Source organism: Bacillus cereus group sp. MYBK79-1, assembly GCF_051915365.1.
Taxonomy (GTDB): Bacteria; Bacillota; Bacilli; order Bacillales; family Bacillaceae_G; genus Bacillus_A.
In genome coordinates this window covers 136441-159910 of sequence record NZ_JBQAEO010000009.1, presented here as the reverse complement: position 1 = coordinate 159910, position 23470 = coordinate 136441, and the positions used below count along the sequence as shown (strand labels likewise).

Below are 23470 nucleotides of genomic sequence, written 5' to 3'. Positions count from 1 at the left end.
TCCATCATTGTCTTTTTTAATGATAAGCTCCTATTCAACTTTTAACTTTCAATAAGCCGTATTTAATAAACAATATGGCATTATATTTTTCATAGAGATAATACAATGGATAACAAAATAAGAAGAAAATCAGTACAGTTGGGACATCGTCTATAATAGAAAAATATTTTACTAGTAATTCCTTAATACTCTCTCCAATTATAATAAACAGTGGAATGATACAAACTGCCGCTAATATTAAGCATGGTGTGATCCTCATTTCTTTTAGCTTCACCTTACAGTGTGGACACCTGAATGAAAAAGGATGCGGGAGATCCATAATATGTTGTGCAGTAATATTCCCTTCACACTGTGGACATTCAATTATTTCTTTCATTTCATTCACCCCTTTCTATCCATAAAAAAGAGCCCTATCGAATAGAGCTCTTTTTTTGCCAAATATATTACTTTTGTGTGTAGCTAAGTAACAATGTAAATAAATTGAATGGTAAAGGCAATACTACATTTCTTCCTTTACAAAAAAAGTGTATAAATACCGACGATACTTCGACAATTTCCTCGGAAATATTTCCTTCTCCAACATAATTTGATACACTACATATGAACAGACACTTGTATTACATAAACTAAAATAATAACTTACTGTACAAATAAAAAGCACACTCTTCATAGGAAGAATGTGCTTTTATATTATTAACGTTTAATCCAAACAGCACCTGCCGATTTATCATCTGCCTGTCCAACAACCTGGAATTTAAGTCCAAGGTTTGGAACTTTTCTACCTGCGTCTGCAATTTGTTTGTTACTATATACTTTTGAATCATCAAAAGTTGTAACACCTTGTAATCCAGAATAGTTAAACTGTCCACGTGTTAATGAATTTACACTCCATGCTGGTGTTTGATCAAATGAAAATGCAGCATCTGCAATTTGCATACCTGTATTGCCGTACGCTGGTTTCCCATTTAAATTACCAACAAGTGCTTCTGGATGCGAGTCTACAACACCAAGGAATCCTTCACCTGGATGTACCCCAACCCAGTTATCTTTAAAGCTATCATCTGCATACCAAACGACAAGACCTGTATTATACACTGGACCTTTTCCTGCTTTTAATCCATTATCTGACCCCGCATAGTTTCTCCACTCTAAGTAGTAATAAAGAGCTTTCTTCTCTGTTCCATCAGAAACAACAAAACCATTTACATTCATTTTAGACTGTCCTTCTGCATCATCAGAAAATACAATTTGTCCATCAACAGTTACATTTACATTATCCATCGCGAAACCTTTATATGTTACAGCTGGATCTGTAATATAATCGAATTGCAGTTTCACTTTCTTCCCTTTAAATTGACTTAAATCATATGATTTATCAATCCATTTTCCATCTGTTGTATCTTTATCTCCTTGGACTACTTTTTCTCCAAGTCTATCAATTAATGTTTTCGTTCCATCTTCTGTTACTGCATGTACTTCAACGAAATCGCACTCTGCTTCTAACTCATAATTTGCTTTATAATCGAACTTTGCATTTGTTCCTTTTATTAAATCAAAGAACGGTGTTTCTAATGTTGTATGCATATCATCGCCTCTTGTACTATAATATGCATGCTTTCCAAACTCCGGTTTAATTGTTTCTACACTTTTACCTGGTAAGTTAACACGTACAACGCCTGGACGATTAGATTTCGTAACACTTTGATCAATATATGTAGGAATGCCTACACCACGCTTAATTTTATCGTAATCTACTTCTAAAATTTTTGCCCAGTTGCCGCCCATATTCTTTTGTAAGAAGTCTTTATTTTGTGGCGAAAAACTAGTTGGCTCTGTTCCTGCAATTTTCCCTGTCCAACTACCTCCGCTCATTAATGACCAAGCTTCGACAGGTGAACCAGTTCCAGTATATTTCGTGTCATATTCATCTGGTAAGCCAAGGTCATGTCCAAATTCATGCGCAAATACACCTACTGCTCCATCTTCTGGTTCAATTGTGTAATCATGCGCTGCTACTTTTCCACCAAAGTAATCTACATTTGATTTTGTACCTTCAATCGCTACCGGATCTACCGCTAATTTTGAACGGTGTGACCAGATTGCATCATCACCTAATTTACCGCCACCTGCCTCTTGACCAACACCAGCATGGATTACCATTAAATGATCAATTACACCGTCAGGCTCATTTGGATTTCCATCACCATTTGTATCATATCTATCGAATTGATCAAATTGAGATAAATCTAACCCTTTCTCAGCAGCTGCATGTAAAGCTTCTTTCACTAAATCACGTGCACCTTTTGGACCTTTGTTATCATGACCACTACTACCATCAGCACCGTAGTCAGATGCTTTTCCTGGAACAGTTAGCCATTCTGTTACATATCCATCAGTCGTATAACTACCGCCAGACTGCTCTTCATAATATTGTTTAAATGTTTTTACTTTCGAACCATCAAATAATGTATAAGGCTCATTACCAAACAACATCTTTTGATAATGCTCTCTACTAAAGTCATTCGAATACATATACCCTGGCGTTTGATCGATATTATTATGTTTATAATCACTAAATTCAACGAGTAATACTAATACTTTATCAGCTCGAACAGATCCCTTATACGGCGCTTGCTTTGCTTTAGAAGTTGGGACTTGTCCATTCAATTGCTTTTTATTTGGTTCTGGCTTTTGCTCAGGGCTAACATTTTTTTCAGGTTTCTTTACCTTTTCCTTTTCTTCCATTTTTTTCTCTTTTACTTTTTTCACAAAATCAGATGCCTCTTTAGCAGTATCCGCTGGAAGAATTTCTTTATTTGCCTGATCGCCTTGTTTCTTTTCAATATACTTTTCTACAGCTTTTTTCGTTTCTTCTTTAGATGATGCTGGATTAATTGTTCCTCTTTCTTTCAACGCTTCCGCTAAACGATCTTCTTGAATTAAATTGTAATCAATTGGTGTTGTAGATACATTTTCTTTCTCTTTTGCTGGCGTTTCTGCGTATGCCAGCGGCGTACTCATTACAGATGTACATCCGATAATTGCCGCAATTGCTAATGATGACAACACTTTAAATGGTGCTTTTCTTCTCATTCTATCTCTCTCCTTTTATAAAACTTAAAATTCAGATAAATAAGTGCATTTTTGTCGCAACCTCTGTTTACTATCCTCCCTATATAAAAAGGCATAATTCTATAAACATTAAAACTTTCTGTTATAGAATCATGCCCTCCAGTTTTCTGGTCAGACCCTCTATCTTTTTATCCCGCTTTAACGGGCAGTAAGACTCCCACCTCAAAATTCGGTGAATGCGAGAAAGTTAGGTGGGAGATAACTGCCCGTTAAAGTCCGATTGGTGAAGGCTAATAATTAGTGGGGGGATGAACAAAACCCCCCACTAATTAAAGTTTCACTTTATATCAAAATATGAAAAATAAAGAGTGATTTGTATATATTAAATAGTTTATATAACAAATTTAAAAGACAATATGCAAAATTGCATGAAAATTCTTTTAAATAAAAAAGAATCCTAGTCAATTAAACTAGGATTCTTGATTTTCTATTATTTCTCTTGTGTTTTTTCCCAATCAGCTAAGAATTTCTCAATTCCTTGATCTGTTAATGGGTGCTTCACTAATGAAGCAATTACGTTTGCTGGGATTGTTGCGATATGTGAACCGTTTAATGCAGCCTCTGTTACGTGAACGCTGTGACGTACAGATGCTGCAATGATTTCTGTTTCAATGCCGTGAATTGCAAAGATTTCTGCGATTTGGCGAATTAAGTCCATACCGTTATGACCGATATCGTCTAAACGACCTAAGAATGGTGAAACGTATGTTGCACCAGCACGAGCTGCAAGTAATGCTTGAACTGCTGAGAATACTAATGTAACGTTTGTGCGAATTCCTAAGTCAGAGAATGCTTTTACTGCTTTTAAACCTTCTGTTGTCATTGGAACTTTTACAACAACGTTTGGAGCAATTTTCGCTAACTCTTTTCCTTCTTCGATCATTTTGTCAGCTTCTAAGCTAATTACTTCTGCACTTACAGGTCCTTCTACAACGTTGCAAATTTCACGAATACGCTCGTGGAAATCTACGCCTTCTTTTGCTACAAGTGATGGATTTGTCGTTACTCCAGCTAATACTCCTAATGCATTTGCCTCTTTAATTTCGTTAATGTTTGCTGTATCAATAAAGAATTTCATTTGTTATTCTTCCTTCCTAATTTTCATTTTATATTTATTTGTTTTTCTTAATAAGCTCTAATTCAATCGGAATAGATTTGTCCACTTTTTTACCTTGTGTTATCTCTTTTGCTGTTTGCATCGCCTTCTCCCCGATTAATTCCGGTTTTTGAGCAACTGTTGCAGCCATACGCCCATCTTTAACCGCTTTTACAGCATCTTCTGTTGCATCAAACCCAACAACGACTACATCCGTTTTTCCAGCAGACTTCAATGCTTCAAGTGCGCCTAATGCCATCTCGTCGTTATGCGCAAACACGGCTTTAATATCACCATTTGCTTGTAAAATGTTTTCCATAACAGATAATCCTTTTGCTCTGTCAAAATCAGCTGCTTGTTTGGCAACTACTTTTAAAAATTTATCCGCTACGTTATGGAATCCTTTCCCGCGCTCACGAGCAGCAGAAGAGCCAGGGAGTCCTTCTAATTCAGCAACGTTTGCTCCCTCTCCGACTAATTCACGAATGTAATCACTAGCCATTTGACCACCTTCAATGTTATTAGAGGCAATGTGAGAAACAACTTTACCTGAATTTGCAACGCGGTCTACTGTAATAACAGGGACATTCGCTGCATTTGCCGCACTTACTGCTGAGGCAACAGCATCTGAATCGGTTGGATTAATAACAACTACATCGACACCTTTTTGGATTAAATCTTCAACATCGTTCGTTTGCTTTGCTGCATCATTTTGCGCATCAACAGCAATCAATTCAATGCCGCTTTCTTTCGCTGTCTTTTCTGCCCCTTTTTTCAAAGTCACAAAAAATGGATTGTTTAAAGTTGAAACAGAGAATCCAACTTTAATAGTTTTATTTCGACCTTTATCGCCAGAATCCTTTGCCCATTCTGGTGGTTCCATTGAACAACCAGCAGTAATGACCATAATACATGCAACGAGTATAAGTAACCATTTCTTCATGAACTGTCCCTCCATTACGCTTCTTTTCGACGATCAATTAATACAGCTAGTAAGATTACAAGTCCTTTTACAACTTGTTGGAAGAAAGAAGATACGCCTAATAAATTTAAACCATTATTTAGTACACCGATAATAAGTACACCGATGAATGTACCAACAATCCATCCTCTTCCCCCAGAAAGACTTGTTCCACCTAATACAACTGCTGCAATTGCATCTAATTCGTAAGAAGTACCTGCAGTTGGCTGTGCAGAATCTAGTCGTGATGTTAAGACAATACCTGCAAGCGCTGCCAAAATTCCGGAAAGACCGTAAATCATTACTTTAATTCTCGTAACATTAATACCTGATAGTGCTGCTGCTTCTTCATTTCCACCAATTGCAAATGTACGGCGACCAAATGTCGTTTTCTTCAAAATGAAGTACAGTACTGCGAAAGCGATCATCATTGTAACAGCTGGTACCGGAATACCGAGAAAATAACCGCGGCCAAACATTTGGAACATTAAATGATCACCAAGACCAGTGATCGGACGTCCGTCCATATAAACAAGCGTCAACCCACGAAAAATAGTCATTGTTGCTAAAGTTGCAATAAATGGAGCTACTTTTCCCTTCGCTATGATGATACCGTTTACAATTCCCATTACAAGACCAGCTAATAATCCAACTGCCATTGCAAGGAACGGGTCCATGCCACTTGCCATCATTCCAGCAACAAGTGCACTTGCTAATGCTAAAATAGAACCTACCGATAAGTCAATACCCCCTGTTAAAATTACAAAGGTCATTCCGAATGCAATAAGCGCATTAATCGATACTTGACGCAGTATATTAAATAAATTTGGAATTTCAATAAATGCTGGATTTAAAGCTGTAATTACGACGATAATTAATACTAAACCGATTAAAGAACCGAGTTGTTGTAATACATTCCCCTTCTTAGCCATCCTTACTCTCCCCCTGTAGCTAGTGCCATAATAGACTCTTGTGACGCCTCATCTTTCTCTAAAATACCGCCAACTTTTCCTTCATGAATAACAAGAATGCGATCACTCATTCCTAAAACTTCTGGAAGCTCCGATGATACCATAATAACGGCATCCCCTTGCTCGGTAAGCTTATTCATAATAGAGTAAATTTCTTTTTTCGCTCCAACATCTACACCCCTTGTTGGCTCATCTAAAATGAGTAGCTGCGGGTGGATACCTAGCCATTTTGCAATAACAACCTTTTGCTGATTCCCACCAGAAAGAGATTTCACTGCTTGCTCTCCACTAGCTGCTTTCACATTAAGCAGCTTCATCATATCCGCTGTAAACTGTTGTTCTAGTTCGTTACTTAAGACACTTCCCTTTGAAAGACTTTCTAAATTCGGTAAAGCTAAATTTTCTCGAATTGAGAAATCTAACACTAATCCTTCAGATTTTCTATCCTCTGTAATGAAAGCTATTCTTTGTCTAATCGCATCTATCGGACTATCAATCTTTACTTCTTGTCCATTTATGAAAATTTGGCCAGAATCTAACGGTTCGTATCCAAATATCGCTTTCATAATATCTGTACGGCCAGCTCCCATCAGGCCAGCAACACCAAGGATTTCACCTTTTCTCACTTGAAACGATACATTTTCAAACTTCCCTTTTTTCGTTCCATTACGCATTTCAAAAATAACATCGCCAATTTGACTATTTCGTTCTGGGTAACGTTCACCAATGCTGCGCCCCACCATCATACTCACTACTTCATCAAACGATGTTTCCGGAATTAATCTCTTTCCGACGTATTCCCCATCACGTAAAATCGTAATCGCATCACATATTGAAAAAATCTCTTCCATTCGGTGTGAAATATAAACGAACGAAACGCCTTCTTTACGTAATTTATTAATGACAGTAAACAACGTTTCAATTTCACGATCTGTTAATGCAGCTGTAGGTTCATCCATAATAATAACGCTCGCATTTGTCATTAACGCTTTCGCAATTTCGATAATTTGCTGTTGTCCAACCGATAACTCTCCTGCCAACATAGCACCTTTTACATGTAACCCTAACTCTGCTAGTTGCTGCTGCGCAATCGCGTTCATTTGACGCGTACGCAAAATACCTGTCTTCCCATACATTAACTCTTTACCAAGAAACATATTTTCAGCTACTGTTAAGTTCGATAATATGTTCAATTCTTGATGTATAAATGCAATACCGTACTCTTCTGCTTCTTTCGCATTTTTAAAAGTTCGTTCTTGTCCATCAATCGTGATTGTTCCACTATCTCTTTTATATACACCTGTTAAAATCTTCATGAGCGTTGATTTCCCCGCTCCATTTTCCCCCATCAATGCATGGACTTCCCCTGTTTTAATCATAAATTGTGCACTCTTCAAAACAGGATTACCATTGAACGCCTTTGAAATATTTTTCATTTCAATACGCATTCTCATCACTTCCCTTTATTAAAAAATCACGCCTGCATGTAAAATTACATTGGCATAAGGAGTAGCCTCTCCTGTACGAATAATCGCCTTCGCTTTCTTCGTGTGCTCTTTAAATTGTTCATGCGATACATATTCAAATGCTGACTCTATTAATTTCAGCTCAATCTCTTTATTTACTTCCGCATTATTATTAATGACTTCTTCTGCTAACGTCACTTTTTCAATTGCCATATCATTAGCTACCACTTGCAATACGTCTAAAAAGCTAGGTTTTCCAATCTCAACGGCTAAATCAATTCGCTTTACTCCGTCAGGAATTGGTAACCCGCAGTCTGCAATTACAATCGTATCTGTATGCCCCAGTGAAGCAAGGACAGATGCAATCTCACTGTTTAATACACCGTGCTTTTTCATCCGACAATCACCTGCACTTCACGTACTTTATCTCTCGTTGGCATACCACCTTGCGCCCCAAGCTTCGTTACAGAAAGACCACCAGCAATATTTGCAAAACGAATTGCTTTTTGAAGTGTTTCTCCTTCAGAAAGTGCAACTGCTAATGCACCATTGAATGTATCACCAGCTCCAGTCGTATCTACTACATCAACAGCAATGCTAGGAACATGTACAATCTCCGTACCATTATGGAAACGAACACCGTTAGAACCTTCTGTCATCAATAGTTTATTTGGATATTTAGCCAGTAACTCTTCAATTGGTGATGTGAAATCATCTAATACGATGCGGCACTCATGTTCATTTGGCGTAATATAAGTTGCCTTTTCTAATATATCTTCTGATAACACTTGTGCTGGCGCTGGATTTAACATAACTGGGATTTTGTGTTCCTCACAAATAGCCAATACATATTTTACTGTTTCAAGTGGAATCTCTAGTTGAAGAACAACCATATCTGCTTTTATAAGAAGATCTTTTGAACGATCTACAATCGACTCATTTACAAGTGCATTCGCCCCTTGCACGACAACAATACTGTTATCCTCTTCTGCTAAAACGATATGAGCAATTCCTGTTGCCGCATCTGTAACCGGTACCACATAGTCGATAAAAACACGTTCGTTCTCTAAATTTTTCCTCACTACAGTTCCATAATTATCGTTTCCTACCGCTCCAACCATTGCTACATTTGCGCCTAATCTAGCTGCAGCAACCGCTTGGTTCGCTCCTTTTCCTCCTGGAATTGTATGAAATGCTTCACCAATTACTGTTTCTCCCGCTTTCGGACGTTTTTTTGAAACGGCCACTAAGTCCATTGAAATACTACCTACTACTGCAATATTTGGCATCTGTTTCATCTCCTTACTTCGTTGTATTTCGTTCTATAATTTCAATCGGTAAACGATAGTGTTTCTCTTCTAATACGTTTCCTTCCATCTGCTCTAATAACAGCTCTGTTGCAATTTTCCCCATCTCATAAATTGGCTGTGCAACAGTTGTAATAGATGGATACATCATTTCTGTTAAAGAAATTCCATCGAATCCGATAATTTGTAAATCATCTGGAATAGAAATCCCCTTTTGAAGTGCAGCCTTTACAATACCTATTGCAATTAAATCATTTCCAGCAACAATTCCATCAATATGTGGGTATTCTTCTAATAATTCTACCGCTACACGCTCACTATTAGCTGGATCAAATGTACTCTCTGCAATCATATAAGAAAGATTACTTTGCGTAATAACGTCTACAAAACCTTCAAAGCGTTCATTAGCCGTGCTTACGTCACGCGGTCCGCGAATATGCGCAATATATTTACAGCCTTTATCTATTAATAACTTTGTCGCTGCCTGACTCCCTGCATAGTTATCTGCATATACAGTAGGAATACGCTCATTAAACATACGGTCAATTGCAACAACTGGAACAGACAACTTCATGTAATTAACACTATTTTGTGGATTTGTTGCTACAATAAATCCATCTACATTATTTTGCCTAAGTACATCAATATATTGCTTTTCTTTCTCTAAACTCTCATCAGAGTTACAAAGGACAACTGTGTATCCTTGCTTATGCGCTACATCTTCTACGGCACGTGCAACTTCTGGAAAGAATGGATTCACGATATTTGGAACAACTAAGCCAATTAAACGAGATTTTTTATTATACAGTGAACGCGCTACTGTACTAGGTTTATAATCTAGCATCTCAATTGCTCGCTCTACTTTCTTTAATGTATCTTCATGAACATATCCATTTTTATTTAACACTCTGGAAACGGTCGCAACAGATACTCCCGCTAATTTTGCAACGTCTTTAATCGTACTCATTCTCTTTCCTCTCCATTTCATGTAACCGTTTACAGAAAATAATATAACGTATTTCTAGAAATACGTCAATCATTTCTCACGAAAAAGCTTTTCAGGTTATACTCAAAAAAAGCATCGCCATAAGGCGATGCTTTTTCATTACGAATATGATACAGTTTGTTCTTTTTCCTGTGCAGCAGGCTCTTCAGCGTCTTTTTTACGATCTGATAGTTTAATCTTCTGTAAGAAAATCGTAAAGATAGCACCCACTACAATGAATACTAATCCTGTTAGGAATACAGTATGAAGTGAGTCTACTAAGGAGTTTTTCAAAATTGGTACAATGCTGTTAGCGAATGCTTCTGGCATTTGTTTTAATGCTTCTGGACTAAATAGCATCGAATATAAACCTTGTGGATCTGTATGAATCATATCTTTAAATTTCGTTACCATTTGTCCCGCTTCTTTCGGGAATGTATCTAATACAGGTACTAAATTCTTTGTTAATGTTGTACCTGAAGTGTTATTCATGATTGACCCTAAAATTGTAATACCAAATGTTCCACCGATTTGACGGAAGAACTGACTTGATGATGTTACGACACCAAGATCTTTTTTCGGGAAACTTTCTTGTAACGCTAATGTTAATGTCGGCATAACAAGACCCATTCCTAAACCGATAATACTCATATAAAAAGTAGCAGTAAGTTTAGTCGTGTGCATATCCATCGTTGTTAATAACCAGAAACCACCAGCCATAATAAGCATCCCTGTAATAATTTGTGGTTTCACACCAACTTTTAATACGAGTTGCCCACCGATAATACTCATAACAATCATTGTAATCATCATCGGCGTCATGATTGTTCCTGATTCAGCAGCACTTACTCCTACAATTCCTTGCATGAAGAATGGTACGAACATAATCGCACCAAACATTCCGATACTCATAAAGAAACCAATCGCATTCAGTATTGTAAACGTGCGATTTTTAAAGAAATGCATCGGTAAAATTGGTTCTTCTGCTTTCGTTTCAACGATAACAAAGCTAACAATACCAATTAGAGCTAATGCAAATAAACCGATAATTTGCCAAGAATTCCATGGATAATCTTTTCCGCCAAACGTTAATGCAAGTAATAAACTTACAACACCGAGAATCATCGTAAAGATTCCAGCAATATCAATTTTGATCGGTCCTGTTTGTTTATGTGACTTTAATCCCATTGCAATAAAGATTGTTGCTAAAATACCAACTGGTAAGTTAATGTAGAATACCCATCTCCAGTTCACTGCGTCTACAATCCAGCCACCCACTTGTGGTCCAATTACAGAAGCAAGACCGTATAACGCACCAAAAATACCTTGCCATTTCGCACGTTCTTTTCCCGTGAACATATCTCCGATAATAATCATAGCCATTGGCATCATAATACCGCCACCAAGACCTTGAATACCACGGAAAATGATTAATTCTGTCATACCATTTGCCATACCACATAACGCCGAACCAACCATAAAGATAACTAGCCCTGTAATATATACGTTACGACGGCCAAGTAAATCCGCTAATTTACCTGCAATTGGTACAACTGTCGTTGATGTTAACATATAAGCTGTCGTTAACCACGTCATTAAACTTAATCCGCCTAGTTCACCGACGATACGTGGCATTGCTGTACCAACGATTGTTCCATCTAATGCAGCAAATAGCATCGCGATTATTAAACCGATTAACAGCAACTTTCTATTTATGTTTTCTTGTTGCTCCATGTAATCTCCTCAATTCCTCTTAGTTATTCTCTTTTTTCTCTTGTGTCCCGCAAATAATTGTTTCTAACTTCTCAAAGAGGCGTAACAAATCTTCTCTTTCTTGTAATTCTAAATGTGAGAAATATTTTGCAATATGCTCATTACGAGCGGTCATTGCCTCTTCTACTCTTGCTTTCCCCTTTTTTGTTAACTCAATGATGACAACACGGCGGTCATCTTTGTCGTGATAGCGTTCTACTAGCTCTTGGTCAATTAGGCGATCAATCATCACTGTAATTGCACTAGGCTTTACATACATCTTTTTTGCTAATTTTGTCGCTCTTGAAGCACCGTAATGATCTAAAATCTTTAAAATATAAAACTGCGGTGGTGTAAGTCCTGTTGCTTGCATTTGTTCTAATAACTCCGTCTGCATTTTCTTTCCAATCGAAAAGGCAAGAGCTTGAATTTTATCGATATGCGTCATATCATTTGGCATGTTATCCACCTCTTATTTAAGCAATAAAATATTTAACGTATTTAAATATTAATCCCACGAATAAAATCCGTCAACACTTTTTATTTATAAAAACGTTTACATTTCTGTCACAAAGTTGTATAATTTTCGACGAAGTTAATATTGACAGTCACGGAGAATCGGAGTATACGGCTATGAATCATAAAAAAGGAAACTTTTTTATATTTCATGGCCTTTTTATATTCTCTCTGACTTACAACATTTCGAATTCATTAGGGGAGGATTTTCATTTTATGTTTTTCACACAATTATTTAAACCTGCGCCCCACGCAGAACGCTTACCAGCTGATCGCGTTGATAGCGAATACCGTAAATTACGTTTACAAGTATTCTTAGGTATCTTCATCGGTTATGCAGGTTACTACTTTGTTCGAAAAAACTTTTCACTAGCAATGCCCTACTTAATCGAACAAGGCTTTAGTAAAGGGGAACTTGGGGTTATCCTTTCAGCAGTATCTATCGCTTACGGATTAAGTAAATTTCTTATGGGTATCGTATCCGATCGTTGTAATCCTCGCTATTTTTTAGCAGCTGGGCTATTTTTATCAGGTATCATTAATATTATTTTCGGCTCATTTTCTTTCATTACAACGAGCATCATACTTATGTTTGTCCTTCAGTTTTTAAATGGATGGGTACAAGGTATGGGCTGGCCTCCTTGTGGTCGTACGATGGTTCACTGGTTCTCTATTAGTGAACGTGGTACAAAAATGTCTATTTGGAACGTCGCTCATAATGTCGGTGGCGCACTTATGCCTTCTCTTGTAACATTAGGGTTATATTTCTTTGCAAATGACTGGCATAGTATTTTTTACTTCCCAGGTATTCTTTCAATTTTAGTTGGTATTTATGTGTTAATTACGATGAGAGATACACCTCAATCTTGTGGATTACCTTCTATTGAAGAACATACTGGAGAATATCCATCAGATGAAAAAGTAAAAGATCGAGAACGCGAACTTTCAGTAAAAGAAATTTTATTTACATACGTACTAAACAATAAATTTTTATGGTACATCGCTATCGCGAACGTTTTCGTTTATTTCGTACGTTACGGCGTTGTAGACTGGGCTCCTACTTATTTAGTAGAGGAAAAAAGTTTTACTCATAGTAGCTCTCGCACAGCTTATGCTCTATATGAATGGGCTGGTATTCCAGGTACACTTCTTTGCGGCTGGATGAGTGATAAACTGTTTAAAGGGCGCCGTGCACCTGCTGGTATTTTATTTATGGTTGGTGTATTTATCGCCGTTCTTGTTTACTGGCTAAATCCTCCTGGTAATCCAATGGTTGATAGTATCGCACTTGTCGCGATTGGATTTTTAATTTACGGACCTGTTATGTTAATTGGTCTACACGCACTAGACTTAGCACCAAAAAAAGCTGCTGGAACTGCTGCTGGTTTAACTGGGTTCTTCGGTTACCTAGGTGGAGCTACTTTTGCTAGCGCGGCTATGGGCTTTATCGTAGATGCATTCGGATGGGATGGCGGATTCATCTTATTACTTGTATCTTGTGTACTTGCAATGTTCTTCCTTGCTCTTACTTTAAAGACAGGATCTGCAAAACCAAAACAAGCTTAAGTACTAATATTATTCTTATCAAAAAAAAGAGAGGCTGTTCTTTCCAGAACACCTCTCTTTTTCTACATATAATACTTTTTTCTTACAAAAGATTCATTCTCCTCACCTATATATGTTAGCGTTTTCAAATCACTTCAACTACTAATACAACTGCATTCAATTTTTGTATAAAAAGATTTTTGAATATTTTATCAACTTTCCCTTGTCAAACATTGTCAATTTATATTAAAATAACAACAACATACAAAATATTTAGTCTTTTCTGAAAAGATGGAGGGATAGCCATGAAGAATCCACTTCTTCGCATTAAAAACTTACAGACTTCCTTTCGCATACAAGATCACTATCACGCCGCAGTTGATGATGTTTCGTTAACTGTCCATGAAAATGAAATTGTCGCGATAGTTGGTGAATCAGGTTGCGGAAAAAGTGCACTTGCCCTTTCTATTATGCGACTGCATAATGAAGCAAATACAAAATTACAAGGGGAGGTTAACTATAGAGATAAGGATTTACTAACTATGTCAGTCGCAGAGATGAATAAAGTACGCGGATCAAACATCGGTATGATTTTCCAAGAACCTCTTACAGCACTCAATCCACTCATGACGGTCGGCAAACAAATTGAAGAAAATTTAAATTACCACACAAATCTTTCAAAAACAGAAAAAAAAGAACGCACCTTAGAACTACTCCATCAAGTTGGTATTCCAAAACCAGAACTTACATACAAACAATACCCACACGAATTATCTGGCGGAATGAGACAAAGAATTGTTATCGCAATTGCAATTGCTTGTAAGCCAGGACTCATTATTGCAGATGAGCCGACAACTGCACTTGATGTAACCATTCAAGCACAAATTCTAGATCTATTAAAATCTATTCAAGAACAAACGAAAATGGGCGTCATTTTAATTACTCATGATTTAAGTGTTGTCGCAGAAACAGCTGATCGTATCGTCGTTATGTACGCTGGACAAGTTGTAGAAACAGGAAAAGTTGAAGAGATTTTCAATAACCCTCTTCACCCGTATACTCGTTCTCTATTAAACTCCATTCCATCTGCATATGCTGAAAAAGAAAAGTTGCATGTAATTCAAGGGGTAGTTCCTTCGTTAGCGAAGATGCCTCGCACAGGTTGCCGTTTCCAAGCTCGAATTCCATGGATTAGACCTGATCAACACGAGGAAAATCCAATTTTACATGAAGTAAAACCAGACCATTGGGTACGTTGTACTTGCTACAAGCATTTCAACTTCCAGGATAAGAAAGGAGCTGACGTAACTCATGGCACTGCTTAAAGTAGAAGATTTAAAAGTACATTTCCCAATTAAAGGTGGTTTCTTCGGCCGCACATTAGATTACGTGCGCGCTGTCGATGGTGTAAGTTTTGAATTACAACCGGGTGAAACATACGGGATCGTTGGTGAATCAGGAAGTGGCAAATCAACAACGGGTAAAGCAATTATGCATTTAACGAAAGCAACAGATGGCAGCATTCATTTTAATAATAAAGATTTAACAAAGTTAAGTCGTTCTGAACTACGTGAACAGCGAAAAGATATTCAAATGATTTTCCAAGATCCATATTCATCATTAAATCCGAAGAAACGTGTTCTCGACATTATTGCTGAGCCTCTTCGAAATTTTGAGAAGCTCTCACCTGACGAAGAACGTAGAGCAGTTCAAGAGTATCTTAGTATAGTTGGATTAAACCCAGAATCTGTTTATAAATATCCACATGAGTTTTCCGGTGGCCAAAGACAACGAATTGGTATTGCACGAGCTCTTACATTAAAACCGAAACTTATTATCGCTGATGAACCAGTATCTGCACTTGACGTTTCTGTACAAGCACAAGTATTAAACTTCTTGCAAGATTTACAAGCTGAATTTGGGCTAACATACTTATTCATTAGTCATGATTTAGGTGTAATTCGTCATATGTGTGATCGTATCGGTGTTATGTATCGCGGGCGTATTGTCGAAGAAGCAACTAGCACAGAAATTTATAATAATCCGCAACATATTTATACGAAACGCCTAATATCAGCTATTCCTGATATTCGCCCTGAAAACCGGGAACAGCAACGTAAATTACGTCGTGAGGTAAGTGCTGAGTACGAGAAATCATACGGGAATTTTTTCAATGAAGATGGTCGTGCTTACGATTTAAAACCAATCTCGCCAACACACCGAGTGGCATTACCATAAGGGAGTGATAAAACATGTGGAAATTTATACTACGTCGATTATTAGTTATGATACCGCAATTATTCGTATTAAGTATTCTCGTCTTCGCACTTGCGAAAGCGATGCCCGGTGATGCTTTAACCGGTAGAGCAATGGATCCAAGTGCCGATCCAAAAGTAATTGAAGAGCAAAGAGAACGACTCGGGTTAAATGATCCTATTACAACACAATATGTACGCTGGATTAAAAATGTTGCTCAAGGTGATTTTGGTGTTTCTACTACACATAAGCTTCAAGTTACAGATTTGTTAGGAGAACGTCTTGGAAACACAATTACATTATCGCTTGCTATTTTAATTCTTACGTATCTAATTGCTATCCCACTAGGTATTATAAGTGGTCGTTGGAATAACTCATGGATGGATCGAATTATTACACTATACAACTATCTTGGCTATGCAACACCATTATTTATTTTTGCACTAGTAATGCTCTTTATATTCGGTTTTCAACTTGCTATCTTCCCAACTGGAGGTAGTGTAGACCCACAAGTAACTGAAGGCACCTTCGCCTATTACATGAGCAAATTAAATCACCTCCTGCTACCTGCAATATGTGGTGCACTTATTGGAACTGTTAGTACAGTCCAATATTTAAGAAGTGAAATTATTGATACAAAAATTAAAGATTTTGTACGCACAGCTAGAGCAAAAGGTGTACCAGAGTCACGAATTTATTCTAAGCATATTTTACGTAACTCTTTCTTACCAATTGCAGCTTTCTTAGGTTATGAAATTACTGGTTTAATTGGTGGATCAATCTTTTTAGAAAGCATATTTAGTTATCCTGGACTCGGTCAACTCTTTATGCAATCTATCACGCAGCGTGACTTTAGCGTTATTACTTCTTTAGTAATGCTTACTGGTTTTGCAACGTTACTTGGAACACTCCTTTCTGACATTATTCTAAGCATCGTTGACCCACGAATTCGAATTGATTAATAGAAAGGAGCAGACGTTATGTTAGCAAATCCTGAAAAACAAACAAACACAATTCAATACGAAAAAAGCCCATCAGGTTTCTCTATTATGTGGAGAGAGTTTCGTAAAGATAAATTAGCAATGTTCTCACTTGTCTTTCTTACCCTTCTACTACTAAGTATCTACATCTCATCCTTTATTATGAAGCAGGAGGATATTGTACGAGTTGATTTATTCGCCATTTATTCTCCCCCTTCTGCTGAGCATTGGTTAGGAACAGATTATGGAGGACGCGACATTTTTGGACAACTTATGATCGGAACCCGCAATTCATTTACAATTGGACTAGTAATTACAGCAATTACTTGTTTTGTTGGGATGACTATCGGCCTAATTGCTGGTTACTTTGGTGGAAAAATTGACAATATGATTATGCGTATTATTGATTTCATTATCGTTCTACCATTTCTAATGCTAGTTATCGTATTTATTACGATTGTTCCAAAGTTTAATGTTCTTACATTCATTTTGATTATGAGTATGTTCTTATGGACTGGGAAAGCTCGTTTAATCAGATCTAAAACATTAGCTGAAAAAGAATTAGATTACGTATCAGCTTCAAAAACATTAGGAACACCACATTGGAAAATCATAACTTTCCAACTGTTACCTAATTTAAGTTCCATTATTATCGTAAGTGTCACATTAAACCTTGCTGGGAATATCGGCATCGAATCTGGTCTAACATTTTTAGGATTCGGTCTCCCAGAAAGTACACCGAGTCTAGGCACACTCGTTAGTTATGCCAGAAACCCTGATGTATTACAGGAAAAATGGTGGATTTGGTTACCCGCATCAATCATGATTTTAGTATTGATGTTGAGTATAAATTTTATCGGCCAAGCGCTACAACGTGCAGCTGATGCAAGACAAAGAAAAGGTTAAGGGGTGGAGAATCTATGAATAAACCAAAATTTTTCAAAGTATTAAGTACACTGGCTGTTTCAACTTTATTACTTTCCGCATGTGGCGGTAACGGTGAATCTAAAAACACGAGTAGTGAGAAAAAAGTAGAAACAAGTAAATTTGCTACTTTAACAAAAAATGATAAAAAAGAAATACAAGATGGCTCTCTTACATACGGTCTTGTATCAGATACGCCGTTCGGTGGTATTTTAAACCGTGTCGTATATGAAAAACAACCTGATTGGGAAATCATCTCAATCTTCGATGATTCATTACTATGGACAGATAAAAACTGGGAAATTAACAATGAAGGACCAGCTACATTTAAGATTTCAGAAGACGAAAAAACAATTACAATTTCAATTAAAGATAACGTAAAATGGCATGATGGTAACCCGGTTACGGCTGAAGATTTAGAATTTGCATACCTTACTATTGGTCATCCGAAATATGAAGGTGCTCGCTATTCAAAACAAATGCCTCTTATTGAAGGAATGGAAGATTACCATGCTGGAAAAGCTGACAAAATCTCTGGTGTAAAAGTAATTGATCCAAAAACAATTTCTATCACATATAAAGCACCAAATCCGTCTATGAAAACTGGAATTTGGGCAACACCTCTACACAAAAAGTATTTAGGTGACGTACCGGTTGAAAAATTAGCTGAATCTGATAAGGTTCGTAAAAATCCAATTGGATTTGGACCATTTAAAGTGAAAAAAATCGTTCCAGGTGAAGCTGTTGAATTCGAGCGCTTCGATGATTATTGGGGTGGAAAACCTAAATTAAAAAATATTACATTAAAAGTTGTTAACCCATCTGTTGTGAACGCTTCATTAAAGAATGGTGATATTGATATCGCTGAAGTTACTGCAGATCAATATCCGAATGTAAGTAAATTAAAAAATACACAATTAATTGGACAAACTGACTTATACTACAGCTATATCGGTTTTAAATTTGGACGCTTTGACAAAGACAAAAAAGAAAGTGTAATGGATAACGATAAATTTAAAGACGTAAAATTACGCCAAGCAATGGCATATGCAATCGATCGTCAAGAGATTGGTGATAAACTCTATCATGGACTTCGTTTCCCTGCCAACTCACCAATTCCACCATCTTTACCTAAGTTCCATAACAATAAAGTTGGTGCATACGACAAAGATTTAGAAAAAGCTAAAAAACTATTAGATGAAGCTGGATATAAAGACAAAAATGGCGATGGTTTCCGTGAAGACCCAACAGGAAAAGAGTTTAAAGTCAATTTCTTAGCAATGAGTGGTAGTGACACAAGTGAACCGCTCGCAAAACATTTTATTCAATCTTGGAAAGATATCGGCTTAAAAGCAGAACTTGTTGATGGCCGTTTACACGAATTTAACTCCTTCTACGACATGATTGAAAATGACGATCCAAAAGTTGATGTTTTCTCTGGTGCATGGGGTACAGGGTCTGACCCAGATCCTTCCGGAATTTGGGCAAAAGGTGCGAAATTTAACAATGGTCGCTGGGTAAATGATGAAAATACAAAATTATTAGAAGAAGGTATTTCCGCAAAAGCTATGGATGATAAATACCGTACAGATGTATACAATAAATGGCAGAAACTCATCCACGATGAAGTACCATTAATTCCACTTCATTACAAATTTGAATTAAAAGGTATTAACAACCGCGTGAAAAACTATGACATCGCTCCTGGTGCAAAATTAACATGGAAAGACGTTACAGTAACAAGCGATAAAGCAGAAACAGAGAAATAAAAATAAAAAATAGCTCCTGCACTGAGATACGTGCTAGGAGCTATTTTTTATTTACCATCCTTCTCTTGCTATTAATAACAACCAATTCCTTCCCTACTGTAAGATTAAAAGATTTGATGAATCATCTTTATTACAACAGCTAACGTAACAGATGCAGCAAAGCCACCTAAACAAATAAGACCGACACCTTGGCTATATGATAAATCTTGAAATGCTTTCATCTTTTTCATCCTCCCTCTCTCCCCTTCGTTATGTTTATTTTATCAATGGAATAATTTTCATAACATCGATTTCACTAACAACAAACTTACAAATTTGTAAGTTAATAATTTCCCTTTAAACTTATATATCTAGTATGTCCAAGCTCTCTCCCTTTATACGTCAAAAAAGACCTCGAATCCTATCAAGGTCTTGCTTACACTACAGAATATCTCACTCCATTTATTTTATAATCATCACCGGGCATTTCACTCGTTTTGCTATTTTATGACTCACACTACCAAGCACCATTTCTTGTAGTGTATTTAGCCCTCTACTCCCTGCAATAACAAGGTCTATATCTCCTGTATTTACATATTGAACGATCGTATCTCCAGGATCACCATGTAATATCGTAATTGTATAAGAAATATTCTCTTTCTTTAATAAACCTTCAATCTCTTTTAATTTATCTTTTCGACTAGCCGATATTGTTTCTAAATCTGTTTGGCCTTGTATAATATCTGATTTTGCTGTTCTATTATCTACTACGTACACAACTTCAACATTTGTTTCTTCGTTAAATTTTGCAATATGTGTCGCGTGCTCTGCCGCTCGAAGTGCATGTTCAGAACCGTCACATGCTAATATAATTTGTTTGTACATATGCTGAATCCCCTTTTCGTTATCCTACTCGTATTATATAGTAAAGCCCCCTAAAAAGGAGGCTTCTAACTAGCAATTCTTTTATTATAAGTAGCTAAATTTGTAACAAGTTTTGCACTACGTTCATTTAATCCCGTTATACTTACTTTCACACCACTTTGTTCATACTTCATAATAACTTTATCAATTGATGCCACTGCTGAATCATCCCATACGTGTGCGTGAGTAAAATTCAACTCAATTTCTTTTACATCTTCCTCAAATGAAAAAATATTTATAAAGTCCGCTGTAGATGCAAAGAAAAGTTGGCCATGAATTTCGTATATTTTCTTATTTTCAATATATAAATGTTTCACGTGAATCTTTGCCATATTGAATGCAAATAAAACCGCACTAATTACTGTTCCGATAATTACACCTAATGCTAAATTATGTGTAATTAAGACAACCACAACTGTTACGATCATAACAAACGCATTCCCTTTTGGTACTTTATGAATTGTTGTTACAGATTTCCAATCAAACGTTCCGATTGAAACCATAATCATAACCGCAACTAAAGCTGCCATCGGAATATGAACAACATAGTCACCTAAAACGAATAGTAACACGATTAAAAATCCGCCCGCTACAAACGTCGATAATCGTCCGCGTCCACCTGATTTAATATTAATAACAGATTGTCCAATCATTGCACATCCTGCCATTCCTCCGAAGAAACCAGCAACAATGTTTGCAATCCCTTGTCCACGTGCTTCCTTATGCTTATTACTTTCCGTATGCGTCATATCATCTAAAACTGAAGCTGTTAATAATGACTCTAGTAAACCGATAATTGCAAGCATAACTGCGTACGGTAAAATGATCCCTAATGTCTCAAGTGTAAAAGGCACGTCAGGCATGCTAAAGAACGGTAATTCTTTAGGCAGGCTTCCCATATCCCCTACTGTTTTCAACTGTAATCCACTCATAATTGCAATACTTGTCACAATAATAATGGAAATAAGTGTAGACGGTACAGCCGTCGTAATACGTGGAAATACATATATAATTACAAGTCCTAATGCGACAAGTGCATACATTTGCCAAGTTGTATTTTTAAAATGCGGCAATTGCGCTGTAAAAACTAAAATTCCAAGTGAATTTAAAAACCCACTCATAACGGATTTAGGTACAAACTTCATAAATGAGCTCAGTTTGAACACGCCAAAAATAATTTGGACAATACCGGTTAATATTGTTGTAGCAAATAAATACTGCAAACCGTGATCTTTCACGAGCGTCACCATTAATAATGCCATTGCACCTGTTGCAGCTGAAATCATCCCAGTTCTTCCGCCAACAAATGAAATGGTAACTGCAATACAAAAGGCTGCGTATAGTCCAACGGTCGGATCCACGCCTGCAATAACAGAGAAAGCGATCGCTTCAGGAATTAACGCTAAAGCGACAACAATTCCTGATAGCACATCTCCTTTCACGTTGGAGAACCAGTCATTTTTTATCGTTTGAAACAAAATACCACTCCTCTACTCTTTTATCATTTGATTTTCTCCATAAGAAAATCTAAGCCGACTGCACGAAGGCTATTATATAACGAGTAGAGAGATTTTTGCTATGTAAAAGTTTCCTAAAGAAAAAGGCACTACCTTCGCAGCGCCTTTGCTCATTTTATTAATGTCCACCGTGCCCTTGACCACTTTCCTGAACAATCTCTAACCTCTCATCCAATATACCTTGTGTTTCAAATGAAATATCACTCGTACTCCCTAATAAGAAACCGTGGTTATACGGTCCAAGTGTTGGGTCATCTTTAAACTTCGGTTGAATACTAGCAAGGAAGTCATACACTGGTTGTGAAGCTTTCCCTTCTTCTAACAATAAGACAGGTGCGTGTTTACCCATATGCGAAAAAGGTGCTCCTGCAACTGCTAAGTCTGGTGTTTTGCTTGAAACAAATGATAAACCGTGACCTGGTTTTGTGAACCCCCATCCAAATTTCGTTTTTTCATCTTTAAACTTCGCAAATGCAACGGAATTTTCTGTTGGAGTCTCCCCACTAATACGCGTTACTTTCCCATATTTACTTAACTCTTTTTCTACTTCTTTTGAAATGATTTTTTCAGGTCCTAATACATATATATTCGCTTTATCTTTTCTCATCTTTAATGCCTCTATCGTCGCTTCTGGTACCTTCTCTTTTTCTGTATATAAAAGCGGTTCTGGCATATGAGAAATCCAATTTACAGCTGGTGTTGTATACAAGCGTCCTTCTTTTTCCGATGAACCGATAATAACGCTATTTGGATAACTATCTGTTATATCGGCATATTCTTTATCTACATCTTTAGCAAATGTAGCTGGATCCGTTTCTTTTATTTGCTTTACTTTATATTCTTTTAATTGCTCAAGGATAGATGCATCTACATTCCCCATCACCATAATTTGTGTTCCGTCTTTCGTTCCGAGCGGATTTAATCGTTTTATTTCTTTTAACGTCATTTCGGGTACCTTTTCTTTTTCTATAAATAGAATTGGCCCGTTATTCGGATGATGAATAAGATCCGCACTCGCAATACCTAATTGCCACTCGTTTACTGGTACTAAAATAATAGCGCCTGGCTGATTCTCTTTATGCGTTGCTGGCCATATCGTTTGCGAAGTTAATACTGCCATTTGCAGCGGATCGTTTGTGTTTAATCTCGTTACATTTTTTAAACTTGTCGTTAATACATCATTCGATGCACCTTCGTTCATTTCTTGCGGCCCAGTTACCTCCTGATTCATTTTCTTCTGCTCTGTTTTTTTCTCTTCTTTAGATTCATGATTTTTATGATCCGTGTTCGTTTGTCCACATGCAGCCAGACCAACTGCTGTAATTATTGTTATCCCAAAGATTCGGGTCATCTTTTTCACTATACCGCCTCCGTATGAATCGTTTTCGAG

21 protein-coding genes are annotated in these 23470 nt (G+C 36.9%); 6 read left to right on the top strand and 15 right to left on the bottom strand.

Annotation, left to right across the window (positions count from 1 at the left end):
- Positions 1-34: 34 nt before the first annotated feature.
- From ACTFOB_RS16235 to ACTFOB_RS16185, 11 genes are all read right to left on the bottom strand, one after another.
- Positions 35-376: a hypothetical protein gene (locus ACTFOB_RS16235; RefSeq protein WP_440026962.1), complete on the bottom strand. Its 342-nt coding sequence runs from the start codon at positions 374-376 to the stop codon at positions 35-37.
- A gap of 317 nt (positions 377-693) precedes the next feature.
- Positions 694-3093, bottom strand: a complete 2400-nt coding sequence (inhA2, locus tag ACTFOB_RS16230; protein ID WP_440026960.1) for a M6 family metalloprotease immune inhibitor InhA2 — start codon at positions 3091-3093, stop codon at positions 694-696.
- A 469-nt stretch (positions 3094-3562) separates the two neighbouring features.
- Positions 3563-4210: a fructose-6-phosphate aldolase gene (fsa, locus tag ACTFOB_RS16225; protein ID WP_000667662.1), complete on the bottom strand. Its 648-nt coding sequence runs from the start codon at positions 4208-4210 to the stop codon at positions 3563-3565.
- Between the two features lie 34 nt (positions 4211-4244).
- The gene (gene rbsB, locus ACTFOB_RS16220) at positions 4245-5171 is read right to left on the bottom strand and encodes a ribose ABC transporter substrate-binding protein RbsB (RefSeq protein WP_440026958.1); all 927 of its coding nucleotides are present in this window, start codon (positions 5169-5171) and stop codon (positions 4245-4247) included.
- Between the two features lie 14 nt (positions 5172-5185).
- Positions 5186-6121 carry an ABC transporter permease subunit gene (locus tag ACTFOB_RS16215; protein ID WP_001074638.1) on the bottom strand — a complete coding sequence of 312 codons (936 nt, stop codon included), beginning with the start codon at positions 6119-6121 and terminating at the stop codon, positions 5186-5188.
- Between the two features lie 2 nt (positions 6122-6123).
- Positions 6124-7608 carry a ribose ABC transporter ATP-binding protein RbsA gene (rbsA, locus tag ACTFOB_RS16210; protein WP_440027036.1) on the bottom strand — a complete coding sequence of 495 codons (1485 nt, stop codon included), beginning with the start codon at positions 7606-7608 and terminating at the stop codon, positions 6124-6126.
- A gap of 18 nt (positions 7609-7626) precedes the next feature.
- A complete protein-coding gene (gene rbsD, locus ACTFOB_RS16205; RefSeq protein ID WP_440026955.1) occupies positions 7627-8022 on the bottom strand; it encodes a D-ribose pyranase in 396 nt (131 codons plus the stop codon).
- Entirely contained in the window at positions 8019-8915 is an 897-nt protein-coding gene (gene rbsK, locus ACTFOB_RS16200) for a ribokinase (RefSeq protein ID WP_440026954.1), read from the bottom strand. The genes rbsD and rbsK overlap by 4 nt, the downstream gene beginning before the upstream one ends.
- A gap of 13 nt (positions 8916-8928) precedes the next feature.
- Positions 8929-9900, bottom strand: a complete 972-nt coding sequence (gene rbsR / locus ACTFOB_RS16195) for a ribose operon transcriptional repressor RbsR (protein WP_440026952.1) — start codon at positions 9898-9900, stop codon at positions 8929-8931.
- Between the two features lie 138 nt (positions 9901-10038).
- Positions 10039-11652, bottom strand: coding sequence for an MDR family MFS transporter (locus ACTFOB_RS16190; RefSeq protein WP_440026950.1), 1614 nt, complete (start codon positions 11650-11652; stop codon positions 10039-10041).
- A gap of 19 nt (positions 11653-11671) precedes the next feature.
- Complete coding sequence (locus tag ACTFOB_RS16185; RefSeq protein WP_001132358.1) at positions 11672-12130, bottom strand: MarR family winged helix-turn-helix transcriptional regulator; 459 nt, start codon at positions 12128-12130, stop codon at positions 11672-11674.
- 272 nt (positions 12131-12402) lie between these two features.
- Here ACTFOB_RS16185 and glpT point away from each other — a divergent pair, with 272 nt between their 5' ends.
- The 6 genes from glpT (at position 12403) to opp4A (ending at position 19660) form a co-directional block, all read left to right on the top strand.
- Positions 12403-13752 carry a glycerol-3-phosphate transporter gene (gene glpT / locus ACTFOB_RS16180; protein ID WP_283884158.1) on the top strand — a complete coding sequence of 450 codons (1350 nt, stop codon included), beginning with the start codon at positions 12403-12405 and terminating at the stop codon, positions 13750-13752.
- A gap of 284 nt (positions 13753-14036) precedes the next feature.
- Positions 14037-15056, top strand: a complete 1020-nt coding sequence (locus ACTFOB_RS16175; RefSeq protein WP_440026949.1) for an ABC transporter ATP-binding protein — start codon at positions 14037-14039, stop codon at positions 15054-15056.
- The gene (locus ACTFOB_RS16170; protein WP_440026948.1) at positions 15043-15969 is read left to right on the top strand and encodes an ABC transporter ATP-binding protein; all 927 of its coding nucleotides are present in this window, start codon (positions 15043-15045) and stop codon (positions 15967-15969) included. Before ACTFOB_RS16175 ends, ACTFOB_RS16170 begins: the two co-directional genes overlap by 14 nt.
- Positions 15970-15983: 14 nt before the next feature.
- A complete protein-coding gene (gene opp4B, locus ACTFOB_RS16165; RefSeq protein ID WP_440026946.1) occupies positions 15984-16949 on the top strand; it encodes an oligopeptide ABC transporter permease in 966 nt (321 codons plus the stop codon).
- Between the two features lie 18 nt (positions 16950-16967).
- Positions 16968-17873 (top strand): ABC transporter permease, encoded by a 906-nt coding sequence (locus ACTFOB_RS16160; RefSeq protein WP_212957513.1) that lies wholly within the window; start codon positions 16968-16970, stop codon positions 17871-17873.
- A 14-nt stretch (positions 17874-17887) separates the two neighbouring features.
- Positions 17888-19660, top strand: a complete 1773-nt coding sequence (gene opp4A, locus ACTFOB_RS16155; protein ID WP_440026944.1) for an oligopeptide ABC transporter substrate-binding protein — start codon at positions 17888-17890, stop codon at positions 19658-19660.
- Positions 19661-19764: 104 nt separating this feature from the next.
- On the opposite strand, the gene ACTFOB_RS16150 is transcribed toward opp4A, so the two are convergent.
- The 4 genes from ACTFOB_RS16150 to ACTFOB_RS16135 form a co-directional block, all read right to left on the bottom strand.
- On the bottom strand, positions 19765-19890 hold the full coding sequence (locus ACTFOB_RS16150; RefSeq protein ID WP_080776439.1) for a DUF4027 family protein: 126 nt from the start codon (positions 19888-19890) through the stop codon (positions 19765-19767).
- Between the two features lie 211 nt (positions 19891-20101).
- On the bottom strand, positions 20102-20524 hold the full coding sequence (locus ACTFOB_RS16145) for a universal stress protein (RefSeq protein WP_196471193.1): 423 nt from the start codon (positions 20522-20524) through the stop codon (positions 20102-20104).
- Between the two features lie 65 nt (positions 20525-20589).
- On the bottom strand, positions 20590-22041 hold the full coding sequence (locus ACTFOB_RS16140; protein ID WP_440026941.1) for a SulP family inorganic anion transporter: 1452 nt from the start codon (positions 22039-22041) through the stop codon (positions 20590-20592).
- Between the two features lie 157 nt (positions 22042-22198).
- Positions 22199-23440 carry a cell wall-binding repeat-containing protein gene (locus ACTFOB_RS16135; protein WP_440026939.1) on the bottom strand — a complete coding sequence of 414 codons (1242 nt, stop codon included), beginning with the start codon at positions 23438-23440 and terminating at the stop codon, positions 22199-22201.
- Positions 23441-23470 lie beyond the last annotated feature (30 nt).